Origin of the sequence: Psychrobacter sp. DM4, assembly GCF_051307035.1 — a bacterium.
Classification (GTDB): Bacteria; Pseudomonadota; Gammaproteobacteria; order Pseudomonadales; family Moraxellaceae; genus Psychrobacter.
The window spans coordinates 1,827,611-1,840,012 of record NZ_CP195536.1; the positions used below are offsets into that span (position 1 = coordinate 1,827,611).

Below are 12,402 nucleotides of genomic sequence, written 5' to 3' on the forward strand. Positions count from 1 at the left end.
ATCACTCTCAAATCTATCACTTTTATCATATCAAGAATCTATGGTTAATTGAGCGGCACCACTCGCATCACCTCTTCTATGCTAGTAATGCCCTCACTAATGCGCTTGGCACCAGAGAGTCTGAGCGGCTGTACGCCTTCACGGTATGCTTGCTGTTTGAGCGTATCTAGATTAGCATCAGCGGCGACTAGTTTTTTGAGCTCACTGGACAGTGGCATGATCTCGTATAGTCCAATGCGTCCTTGGTAGCCCGTATGACGACAATGCTCACAGCCTTGTGCCCTATAGATTCGATCTGGCAGCGGCGCACGCCAAGGTTGTACAAGCTCCTGCCATTGAATAGCAACGTCGCTGTCTGCGTGCGTGGTCTCTGCTACTTTACAATGCGAGCAAAGCGTCCGCAGTAGGCGCTGCGCCATCACGCCCAGTATCGTCGCTGAGGTCAAAAAAGGCTGCACCCCTAAGTCATGTAAGCGCGTCAGCGAGCTTGGTGCATCATTGGTATGCAAGGTTGAAAGCACCAAATGCCCTGTCAAAGACGCCTGCACTGCCATATTCGCCGTTTCACTATCTCGTATCTCCCCGACCATTATAATGTCAGGATCTTGACGCATCAGCGAGCGAATACTATCCGCAAAATGCAAATCAATCCCAGCGTTGACCTGCATCTGATTGAATGCCGGCTCAATCATCTCAATAGGATCCTCAATCGTACAGACATTGACCTGCTCAGAGGCCAACTGTTTGAGCGTACTATATAGCGTCGTGGTCTTGCCAGATCCTGTGGGACCTGTCACTAAGATGATGCCATTAGGATTCGCCGTCAGCTCATGCCACATCTCAAGTTGCTTGCCAGATAGCCCTAACTGAGCAAACGTGCGCACTAAAACTTCTGGATCAAAAACGCGCATAACCAGCTTTTCGCCAAAGGCGGTTGGCAAGGTTGATAAGCGTAGTTCCGTTTCTAGACCGTGATGCGTACGTGTCTTTAAGCGACCATCTTGCGGTTTGCGCTTTTCGGCAACATTAAGCCGGCCTAATATTTTGATACGAGCGGTGACCGCTACCATGATCGCAAGCGGCATCTCATAAACGGTATGCAACACACCATCGATACGAAAGCGTACTTTGCCCGTCTCGCGGCGCGGCTCCAAATGAATATCACTGGCGCGCTGCTCAAAGGCATATTGGAGTAACCAATCGACCACTTTGACGATATGTTGATCGTTAGCATCAGGATTGGTTTTGTCACCCAACTGCAACAAGGCCTCGACATTGGTGACATCGGCAGCGGCGCGTTTATGTAGGGTGTTTGCCCCTGCGATCGCTTGTGTCACCTGATAGAACTCTTGGCGATAGCGATTTATTTGTTCTGGGCTGATATAGACAGTGCGATAGTCTCGGCCCTGAATTACCTTGTCTATATTGGTTTGCCAGTCCACAAAAAATGGCTGGTCAGTACCTATCACTACCTCATGAGCCATGATTTCTATAGGCAAAATATGTTGCGAGCGCGCATATTCAAAAGACATGATTTGAGTCACCGCAGGGACATCAATTTTTAGAGGGTCAATACGCACTAAACTCATGTCAGCCTTAGCAGCCAACCACTGATTGAGCCATGCCAGCGTGAGTTTTTGCTCTCCTTCTTGACTGGCAAGATGAGCATTTGCAAGACCAAACTCACTAACAGTAACTAGTGGATGCTGAGTTTTGTCACGGCGACTGGTCATGACTAGATTGTAGCCGCGCGAGTCTATGACTTTATCAGCCAATAACTCATCAAGGCACCAACGTAGATCGATAAGTAACGAAAATTTTGGAGTGGACATAATATTCTTCTTATAGTGATACAGAGTGTCATCTAATCGACAAATCTGACCTTGATGATTTGTAGTCCGCCACCCTCTATCTGAGTAAAACCAACGTCAATGGATTTGTAGCGCATTGTAAAGGGGGTATTTAGCTCTGATTGACGATAAGCAGGCCTGGGGTCTAAAGCAATAAGTGCTTTGATATGATCGATATCTGCTGCAACGACTTGCTTTTGCACCTCGTTTAACATGCCCTTTATACTTAGACTTTTTGTATCGTATTTATCTGTTTGTTGAGCGTTCACAATATGCATGAATTGCTCTGAGGCCAGTTCGGTCAGGTCAATCTCTAGGGGTACTGGTGCCATTGGGGCAAAGCCATCACTGGTGCCATTTAGCGCATCGCTATAACCGACGTAAGGCTTTATATCGATGACAGGGGTACTATCTATCATATCAGCGCCGCTTATTACGAGTATCACGCGGCCCTCGATGATATCTATACTTTCTAGTTTGACAACTGATAGTCCTAGACCTGAGGGCCGATACATACTACGGCTGGCAAAGACGCCAATCTTTTGATTGCCGCCCAATCTTGGTGGTCTCACTTGTGCTCGAAACGGCTTTGTATCGATAAGCGCTTCAGAGTGATAAGAGCCCTTGTCAATTAAGCATTGTGTCTTATTGTCTGAATTAGATTTTAAGGGGTGATTCTTTACCGCGTTGTGATGAAACTGCCAACTGATCCAAATATGGCTAAAGGCCTCTAACCCATCAAAAGCAGCTGGCGTATCATAAGGCGTTATCATCTCTATTATGCTAGACATACCAACCAGATTTGGCTGCCTTGGTGTGCCAAACTTTTGTGATAAAGGCGCACGGTGGTACCCTATAATTGGTGAAATATGAGCCATCTAAGATTGCCTTTTTTGATATTCGTACTAAAACTTAGCCGCTAGTCTTAAAAAAAACGCCTTTAATACGATAAAACTTACTAACGATATTCTATTTTATCATGCTGAGCTGGCACGGCAGGACGGATTTTAGCCTTAAAATTTGTTATTATAGCGAACACTATCTATGACAGCTAAAATTACCGCTACTACTAGGTTAGCTACGTTGAAATTAGAAAATGTTGAGATAAAAACTAAAGGGCGGCGCTAAATACTAGATACACTACCCTGATAATACTTACAACGCATACTTAAGTAGATTAGGTTTAGGCCTGACTCATTTAAACATTGAAGAGAAGAAACGAGGACTTTATGTCAAAACTTCGCACTGAGACAGTCACAGAGGTTCATCACTGGAACGATTCGCTGTTTAGCATCAAAACCACGCGTGACGACGGTTTACGCTTTCGTAATGGTGAATTTGCGATGATAGGTATGGTGATAGATGGAAGACCGCTACTACGTGCCTACTCTATTGCTAGTCCTAACTACGAAGATCATTTAGAGTTCTTTTCTATAAAAGTTCCAGACGGTCCATTGACCTCACGCTTGCAACATATCAAAGTTGGCGATGAGCTATTAGTGAGCAAAAAGCCAACGGGCACCTTAGTATTAGATGACTTATTACCTGGCAAGCATTTATACATGCTCTCAACAGGAACAGGTCTTGCACCCTTTTTATCATTGGCGCGCGATCCTGAAGTGTACGAGCGTTTTGAGAAGATTATACTCGTACATGGTGTACGCCACCAGCATGACTTAGCTTATCGAGAGATGTTCGAAGAAGAGCTGCCTAATGATGAGCTGTTTGGTGAATGGTATCGCGAAAAGTTTATCTATTATCCGACGGTCACGCGCGAGGACTTCAGAAATACAGGGCGTATCACTGATTTGATGACCTCTGGTAAATTCTTTGAAGATATTGGTTTGCCGCCGATGAACAAAGAGGATGATCGTGTCATGATATGTGGTAGCATGCCCTTTAACGCAGAGGTATCTGCTATTTTAGATGACTTCGGTCTGACTGTCTCTCCACGTATGGGCGTACAAGCGGACTATGCGGTTGAACGTGCGTTTGTCGGCTAGAGAGAGGTGTTTATTATAAAAACAGAGGCAGCTTAGCAAATAATTCTTGACGGTTACCTTTAGACTGCTATAATACGCGCCTATACTGCTTAGCCTAATTCGATAATACTTGTGCGTTAATTATTATCCGCTTACATGCCGGTGTGATGGAATTGGTAGACATGACGGATTCAAAATCCGTTGCCTTTATAAGCGTGTCGGTTCGAGTCCGACCACCGGTACCAATATGCAATATCAAATAAGCCTCCTACTTTGGAGGTTTTTTTGTGCTTTTAAACCATAACTTACTAACTTATACATTGAGTAGGCATGTCAACTTCTTCTTGTTTGACCGCCATTATCTTGATAGGTACCGCGCATGTCCATGGTGTGCCTTGATCGCAGTAAAAGTATTGATCATCGCATGAGACTATGCAAGCCGTAAAATCATTACCACAATGGTCCCTCATTGCTTGCTCATCACTATCATCATCGACCGCGCACCATATTTGCTCGTAACCCCATGCAATCATCGCACGTGTCAATTCACTTCCTATCAATTCGTTGTTCATTGCTGGCTCCTTGATTTACTGTGTCTCAAGAAATTTACGCTTCCTTGACTCACTTCGGTTATAGTGCAAAATATGACATACAAGCTCTCTATGATTAAAAATCAATTAAGCGATAGTCTGAATAGTAATATGTTATCTCTAGTCTCAGTGTAGAACTTAGCTATAGTGACTGTAATAGTACAAACATACTATTTATGACAAACGGTACAAAAATAGTGATAAATGGTATGTTGTTTTGTAAGAAGTATATTCTATAGACCATTTAACCCCTTTATTCCTTTAAATGGTCTATAGAATGAGACTACCACTCTAGATTAAAGTCGATTACCCAAACTTTCTTACATAATTATTGCACTCACTTACACAGTCATTATATTCATATATATCTATATAGAATACTACTATTTTTTTTAAACCCTCATTCATTTTCAAATAATTTTTGAATGAATGTGAAATTGATGACAATCCTGTATAGGTATACAAGGCGTTATGACCGCTTCTTTGGAACAAAATTTAAGAAAGATCATTCATCTAGATATGGATGCTTTTTATGCAAGTGTTGAACAGCGTGATTTTCCAGAGCTCCGAGGCAAGCCTCTTGCGGTTGGCGGCGATCCTAGCGGGCGCGGCGTGGTAGCTGCTGCCAGTTATGAGATACGACAATTTGGAGTACGCTCAGCGATGTCTTGTTATGAGGCTCGCAAGCGTTGTCCTGAAGCTATATTTGTCAGACCAAGGTTTGAGGTGTACCGCGCAGTGAGTACTGAGATTCGATCTATTATGCTAAGTCTCACGCCGAACGTTGAGCCTTTATCACTTGATGAAGCTTATTTGGATGTGACGGGTTTGTCTGTGCATCAAGGCTCAGCGACATTAATGGCGAACTGGTTGCGAGCTCGAATATTAGAGCAGACAGGGTTAAATGCCTCTGCTGGTGTATCATTTAACAAAATGTTAGCAAAGATTGCCTCTGATATTAACAAGCCTAACGGTACCGCTGTCATCACACCGGCCGAAGCTGATGCTTTTATTAGCACCTTACCGATTGAGCGTTTTCATGGTATCGGTAAAGCGACTGCCAAGCGTTTGCATGCTATGGGCGTCAGTAATGGTGCTGATCTTCGGCGCACGCCAGCAGCTACGTTAGTTAGTGAGTTTGGCAAGCGAGGACAGTTCTATCATGATATCGCTCACGGTCGAGATGAACGCGCTGTCAAGTCCAAGCGCCAACACAAATCTGTTGGATCAGAGACTACTTTTAGAGATAATTTGAGCGATGATATCGCGCTGCGTGCACAAATATTTGAACAAAACGCGGATGCTTTTGGTCAATTGCAACAAAAGCGTCTGATTGCTTATACGATCACTTTAAAAATTAAGTACGCAGACTTTACTCAGATTACGCGTGCACATACCGTATCGACAGCTTTTGATAGTGCCGACTCTGCGCATTATTGGCTTGATAAATTATTTGGCGATATTCCACGTGAGCTACCTATTAGGCTCGTTGGGGTGACTTACTCTTCTTTGATACCTGATACCCAAGTTATTCCACAGCTCAATTTGTTCTAGTGGTCCCTAGCCTTTCTGACTAAAATATTCTGTATGTATTCAAATTTTTGTGATGATTACTTAGGCTATTTTATAGGTATTCTTGCCTACGCTTTTTCATATAGAGCTCAATAGCAGACAATAACCCTCTAGCAAAATCCTCTCTCATCATCTAATCTCTGCTACAATAATGCCGAAATTTTATCTCTCAAAAGACTGCTTATGACCCACTCTCACTCTACAGCTGACAACAGTACCGCGCTTGATGCAGACAAAAATAGTTTGGACTATTTGAGCGTCGATGATTACGACTATGCCTTGCCGGATCAGCTGATTGCTCGCTATCCGCTTGCAAAGCGCTCAGCTTCTAAGCTGCTTCATTTAACCAGTCATAGTGACGTTAATGATGAGCTATTTACCGCATTACCTAATCTGTTGAATCCTGGCGATTTGATTGTCTTTAACGATACTAAAGTGATGAAAGCGCGTCTATTCGGTCAAAAAGATACGGGTGGTAAGATTGAGGTCCTTATCGAGCGTTTGATCGCTATCTCTGATTTAGATCTAGCATTTATGCATAGCAAGATCAACGCCGGACAGCATATTGCACTGTGTCACATCAAAGCCAGCAAAGCGCCAAAGATCGGTCAGCGTCTCTTGCTGGCAGAAAGTCATATGAGCGCTGTCATGATAGGTCGCCAAGACAATCTGTTTATTGTGGCTTTTGATGCGCCTATTTTGCCTGACTTAGAACGCTATGGTGAACTACCTATCCCGCCCTACTTTGAGCGTCATGCCGATGCGACTGACAATGTTCGCTATCAGACTGTCTTTCACGATCCTGCTAAGCTTGCTAGTGTTGCCGCGCCTACTGCCAGCTTACATTTTGATGAGACAGTGTTAGACCAGCTCAGAGTCAAAGGCATTAATACAGCCTTTGTTACTTTACACGTTGGCGCTGGAACCTTTGCCCCTGTCAAGACTGATAATTTGCTTAACCACAAGATGCATAGCGAATATGCGCATTTGCCACAAGCAACCGCTGACCTTATCAATCAGGCGCAGGCTTGTGGTAATAAAGTCATTGCTATTGGCACAACTGTGACACGCGTGCTTGAGACCGCTTATCAAAGAACAGCTATTGATGGACAACCTCTTGCCAGCTGGTCTGGAGATACAGATATCTTTATTTATCCAGGATTTGAGTTTGGGGTTGTTGATCGACTATTGACTAACTTTCATCTGCCAAAATCCACACTCCTTATGTTAGTCTCTGCTTTTTCGGGAAAAACTGCTATCGAACACGCTTATCAGCACGCTATAGAGCGCCATTATCGATTCTTTAGTTATGGGGATGCTATGCTTCTAGATAGAGTGAGCGACTATAATTGCTCGATCTGTCCGTCCATCAACAGCACAAGATGAGCTTAGGGTTGACACATTGCTCAGCTCTACCTAGAAATAAACTGGTAAACTAATCTTTATTTTGTTATAACATCGTAAGTGGTTTACATTCTAGAGGGTTATTCATGTCTTGGTATTTATCTGATCGCTCAACCAATCTCCAACGTGCGGTATCGAGAGCGTTATTATACTCAGTAGGTTATGCGGTGCTCTCCTCTAGCACGCAAGCGGCAACTATTGGCAAAACTGTCATCAGCTCGCCCCAGTACCAACCACTTTTCGCTAGTATTTCGGTCACTGATATTCGTAACAAAGATTTTTCTGTTGATATGGCAAGCACTTTGATTTATCAGCAGATGGGTATGTCGCCGACAGATTCTATGAGCGTCAATTTTGTATCCACATCAGCAACCACAGGTCAGCTGATTATTAGTACTACTGAGCCTGTATCCAAACCCTTTGCAGATTTAGTATTAGCGCTTAATGATGGCGATCAGCGTACTGTTGTCCCTAAAACCTTACTTATGCCGTTAGATGACAGCTTGCCTATAAAAGCGTCTAACTCTGAGTCTTCTAGTATTCAGATCCCAAATACCCAAGCCTTTAACACTGTGATATCGGGTGCAAAACAACCAAACTTGCCTGCCACTTCTCTTAGTAATGCTACACCTTTAACGGTTAGAGCAGGTACACCGCCGCCACTGATGCCTACTTCTCACTCGTCGCTATCAGCGTCATTATCATCTAGTACCCAAGTAGCCGCTCAGCTTCCTGCTCAAACTGCCAATCCTTTAATATCAACGTCTATACCACGCGTAACGAATGGACTAAGTAGTCGAATAAAAAGTAGTCGAATAAATAACCAAGCCAATACTGAGCTAGACGCTGCAAGCCTAACGCGGACTACTGTTAACCGCTCAATTACTACCAGTTCAGTTAGTACTCAAGCGAGTAATGCTTCGATAGCTAACTCATCGCCAACTAGCAAAGAGACACTATTAGATAGAAGCATAATAAACAATGAGCTAAGTGCATCTACCGCTACAGGGGATGCTAATAAAGACAGTCGTACTGATAATGTAAGCTCTAATGCAGCCTTTACACATTCTAGTCTAATGACATCAAACGATGTAGCGACGGGCAAAGCGCCTAGCTCATTACTAGATACTTTATCATTACTAGATACTTTAAGCATTCAAGTCACTCGTCAGATTCAACCTAGTGTTGCGGCGCAATCTACAATAGCATCATCAGCGCCTTCAAAATCAGGCGATCCCTTAGCAGCTAATGCCAACAGCTCTGAGACTAAAACTTTAGCATCGTCAAACGATCAAGAGTCTGTAGCGATTCCCCAAACCGCAGACTCCACCCCTACTAGCACCCGTTATACCGTACAACCTAACGATAACTTATGGGTTATATCACAGCAAATTGCCCAGCAAAACAATTTGAGCATCAAGACGGTGATGGCTCAAATTAAAGCGCAAAACCCTAGTGCGTTTTTGAATAAAGATGCAGGACAACTCAGAGCCGACGCGCAACTCAATCTTTCTGAATATGATATTGTACCTTCTCAGCAAAAGTTGCAAGCGGCTATCGATGAGCAAAGACAATACATACGACATTCTAATACAGCAACAAAAGCACTATCCAAACCTACTACTGAACGCGTTGACGCTACAGGGCGTCAGAACCAGACAGCAACTATGAAAAAACTACCAAAAGCACGTTTTTCTGTCGTTGCTCCAGGTCGTGATGGTAATGCTGATGGCACTCAAACTGAAGCGAGTGCTCAAGCTGGAAATGGCTTGAATACGGATATACTATCTACTCTCAAATCAACCAGACAAACGACTGCAGCCCAAGCCAAAAGCTTAGTTGACACCAACAGCACGCTTGGCAACTATACCCAAAAAATACAATTACAAAATCAGAAGCTAGCAGAACTACAAGCTCGTCTAAAAGAGTTGCGTGATCAATAATTGCCTCAACTATCAAGTTAATTGACTTGAATAGTTATCGTAGACATGAGAATAACTATGGATAATATGCTATATATCGTTGCAGGATTGGTGCTTGTCTTATTAATCGCTATTTTGGTACTACGCCGAAACAAAGCCGAGCGACCCGCGCCATCACAGGGACGTATAAACAAAGACTTCAAGAGACCCTCGCCCCTGTCCGCAGATCGTATGCAGCAGCCTTCAGTCAATAGTGCGACCAAATTTGACGATATTACTATTGCTCAGCGCTTTGTTGATCAGCAGCGTTACGACAAAGCTGTTGAAGCTATAGAGCGCGGTTTGATGCGTAAGCCTCACGATGAACAACTATCTCTTAAACTGCTCAGCATTTACGCAACTACCAATGAGCTTGGTGGGTTTAATCGTGTCTACGATGATATCGTACAATACAACAGCCATGTAAAGCCTCAAGCGGACGAGCTAAAAGCATCGCTCATGCAAGATCAAACAGCCTTAAATCCAGCATCTACTACTAGTTTTAACGATACGAGCCTCGAAACCGATTCCTTTGACTTTCAAAGCACGACTACTAATGATCTAAACACTGACAGCTTTATAGTGTCTCAAGATAATGACTCATCTGATATCAATGATGTAAGCAAACCGTCTGATTCGTTTGCCGACATGAGCTTAGATGCTATTGATGATAGTGATTTGATTTCTAATGACCACACTGGTACTGGTAACGAGAGCAACGATATCTTTGAGTTAACGCTTGATGATTTGGATAGCAGTGATTTTGACACTAGCGTTGACCCTGATGTCAGCAGCAGTAATACACAGCCTATTGATGAGTCAAACGATTTAGATCTAGACCCACTGAGCTTGGATTTAGACCTAGATACTAGCTTTGACTTTAGCGAGAATTTTGAATTAAGTGAAAATGCACCTGCAGATTCTCTCACCAGTAAATTGATCAATAATGCGTCTGTATCAAAAGCAGATAGCGATGATGATATGCTTTTTGACTTTGATCTACAGATGGATGGTGAGTCAGACTTATCGGCTGATACTTCTATGGAGGATGCTACGTTTAATGAGTCGACTTCAGACAACAATGGCAGTATTGATGATGACAGCACTAATACTGATGATATCGTTGAGGACGAGTTTGTCTTAGACTTTTCAGACTTAGAGAGCCATGCGGATGCCGATCGTACTGTAGACACCTACCTTCCAAACGATAGAGAGATGTTGTCTTTAGGTGACAACGATACCCTAAAGACAGCCTATGACGTTGAAAACTCCTCTATCTTAGATAATCAAGTACAGGACACGCAAGTTCAAGAGACTTGGACTCAAGACAGTGCACCAGTTGTCGTTGAAGATGATACTAGCTCTTCGGTCGATGCGCCTTTATTGTTCGATGACCATACGCCTATCGCTGATGACTTCGATGAAACTCTACTGACGCCTGCGGCACTAGCTCCTGTTCAAGTCGTAGACGATACGAGTATTGATAGTACTGAACCGACCGCGGATCTAATGTCGCGTTTTGCAGCCGACTTTGATTTTGTCAAAACGTTAGATACCAATCAAGTTACTCTAGATTTGGCAGCACAATATGTGAGATTAGGGGAATACGACAGTGCCAAGCGCCTATTGAATGAAGTGGTCGCTCAAGGCAACAGTGACCAGCAGAGTCAGGCGCAAATGATGCTGGAGCGCACTGCTTAATAAGATCATCATAGCTTTTTTATTTAAGCATATTTTTGATTGACTCGTTAAGTATGACGCGAATCAATCAAGAATGCGCTCTAAATATAGGTTGCTTTATATACCCTCTATTCGATTTCACCTGCGTTTATAATACTTGCTCATGTCATACACACCTGTGTGCTACATCTCTAAATAAAATACCCTCTCATACTGTTCTTTTACTATTGTGTCCTCTAATACTATGCACTCAAAATCTATAAAAAATTCTGATACGCTACAGCTCATCTACGCTGGAGGCACTTTTGGTAGTTATGGTCGTCCGTTAGCACCCCTAAATGCCAAAGACTTTTTGCCTATCGTACAATCTCATTTGATAGAACATAGCCATACTCTAAACTTGCCAGCGGTAGCCTGGCTTGGCAACACACTAATCAAAGACAGTAGCCAACTCACTCCTAATGATTTTGTTCATTTTTATACTTTGGTACTAGACGCTTACAACAAAGGATGTCGCCGCTTTGTACTGATTACAGGAACAGATACTTTAAGTTACTTGGGCGCTTTTTTGTCAGAGGCGTTCGCTGGCAGTGATTTATGCTTGGTCGTTACGGGCAGTATGCGACCCCTATTAGATGCTGAAGTATTACAGGACTACATCGTCGATAGTAATGGCGATGCTTGGGATAATTTGATTGCCTCCATCAAGCTTGCTAGCGCAGGCGAGTCTGGTGTCAAAATCAGCTTTGGCGGTGAGTCGTGGCCGGCGCAAACGGTACAGAAAATCCATAGCCATGATTTTATGGCATTTACTGGACATTCAAGAGCCGCTTATCCTGCCAATAGCTATATAAAACTCCTAGCAGATACTCGTCGCCAGCATTGGCTTGATGATCAATATACGCTATTATCTGACGTTAAAAGAAATGCTGAACAAGCTTATATCCATGCGCTCTACTGTCTACCTAATCATCCTGATATGTTAAGCGTACAACTACAAGCACTGGCCGATCATCCCCCTTGCGGTATTATAGTACTGGGATTTGGGGCAGGTAATGTACCCCATTCACCAGCACTTGCCAAAGCTTTAGAGGACGCGTATGAGCAAGGTCATATGGTGATTTGTGCCAGTCAATGTCCTTTTGGCGGCGTTAGTGATAGTTATGCTGCTGGCAGTTGGCAATATGATCATCATGTCATTGCGGGAGGACGTTTGACTATTCCGGCTATCTACGCGCGGCTATTATGGCTATTACTACGCTACCCGACTCCTGCGCGAAGACGACAGCGCTGGACGAATAACGTGAGCCAAACGGCGACGACGATTAGAAAACGCTAGACACTACTTCACTTATACAGACGT

The 12,402-nt window shown here is 43.5% G+C and carries 9 protein-coding genes and 1 tRNA gene; 7 read left to right on the top strand and 3 right to left on the bottom strand.

From position 1 onward, the window contains the following. Positions 1-44 precede the first annotated feature (44 nt). Together ACR64G_RS07690 and ACR64G_RS07695 are read right to left on the bottom strand one after the other, a co-directional pair. A complete protein-coding gene (locus ACR64G_RS07690) occupies positions 45-1,832 on the bottom strand; it encodes a GspE/PulE family protein (protein ID WP_435978724.1) in 1,788 nt (595 codons plus the stop codon). 32 nt (positions 1,833-1,864) lie between these two features. Beyond that, positions 1,865-2,728, bottom strand: a complete 864-nt coding sequence (locus tag ACR64G_RS07695; protein ID WP_435978725.1) for a TrmO family methyltransferase domain-containing protein — start codon at positions 2,726-2,728, stop codon at positions 1,865-1,867. A gap of 351 nt (positions 2,729-3,079) precedes the next feature. On the opposite strand from ACR64G_RS07695, the gene ACR64G_RS07700 reads away from it, so the two are divergent. After that, positions 3,080-3,853, top strand: a complete 774-nt coding sequence (locus ACR64G_RS07700; RefSeq protein ID WP_435978726.1) for a ferredoxin--NADP reductase — start codon at positions 3,080-3,082, stop codon at positions 3,851-3,853. A gap of 137 nt (positions 3,854-3,990) precedes the next feature. Then, a tRNA-Leu gene (locus ACR64G_RS07705) sits at positions 3,991-4,077 on the top strand. A gap of 63 nt (positions 4,078-4,140) precedes the next feature. On the opposite strand, the gene ACR64G_RS07710 is transcribed toward ACR64G_RS07705, so the two are convergent. Continuing rightward, a complete protein-coding gene (locus tag ACR64G_RS07710; RefSeq protein ID WP_435978727.1) occupies positions 4,141-4,404 on the bottom strand; it encodes a hypothetical protein in 264 nt (87 codons plus the stop codon). 489 nt (positions 4,405-4,893) lie between these two features. Between ACR64G_RS07710 and dinB the strand changes: the two genes are divergently transcribed. The 5 genes from dinB (at position 4,894) to ACR64G_RS07735 (ending at position 12,378) form a co-directional block, all read left to right on the top strand. Beyond that, the gene (gene dinB / locus ACR64G_RS07715) at positions 4,894-5,976 is read left to right on the top strand and encodes a DNA polymerase IV (RefSeq protein ID WP_435978728.1); all 1,083 of its coding nucleotides are present in this window, start codon (positions 4,894-4,896) and stop codon (positions 5,974-5,976) included. Between the two features lie 201 nt (positions 5,977-6,177). Continuing rightward, positions 6,178-7,380, top strand: a complete 1,203-nt coding sequence (gene queA / locus ACR64G_RS07720; RefSeq protein WP_435978729.1) for a tRNA preQ1(34) S-adenosylmethionine ribosyltransferase-isomerase QueA — start codon at positions 6,178-6,180, stop codon at positions 7,378-7,380. A 104-nt stretch (positions 7,381-7,484) separates the two neighbouring features. Further along, positions 7,485-9,341: a peptigoglycan-binding protein LysM gene (locus tag ACR64G_RS07725; protein WP_435978730.1), complete on the top strand. Its 1,857-nt coding sequence runs from the start codon at positions 7,485-7,487 to the stop codon at positions 9,339-9,341. Positions 9,342-9,398: 57 nt separating this feature from the next. Continuing rightward, a complete protein-coding gene (locus ACR64G_RS07730) occupies positions 9,399-11,060 on the top strand; it encodes a FimV/HubP family polar landmark protein (protein WP_435978731.1) in 1,662 nt (553 codons plus the stop codon). A 223-nt stretch (positions 11,061-11,283) separates the two neighbouring features. Then, a complete protein-coding gene (locus ACR64G_RS07735) occupies positions 11,284-12,378 on the top strand; it encodes an asparaginase (protein ID WP_435978732.1) in 1,095 nt (364 codons plus the stop codon). Positions 12,379-12,402 lie beyond the last annotated feature (24 nt).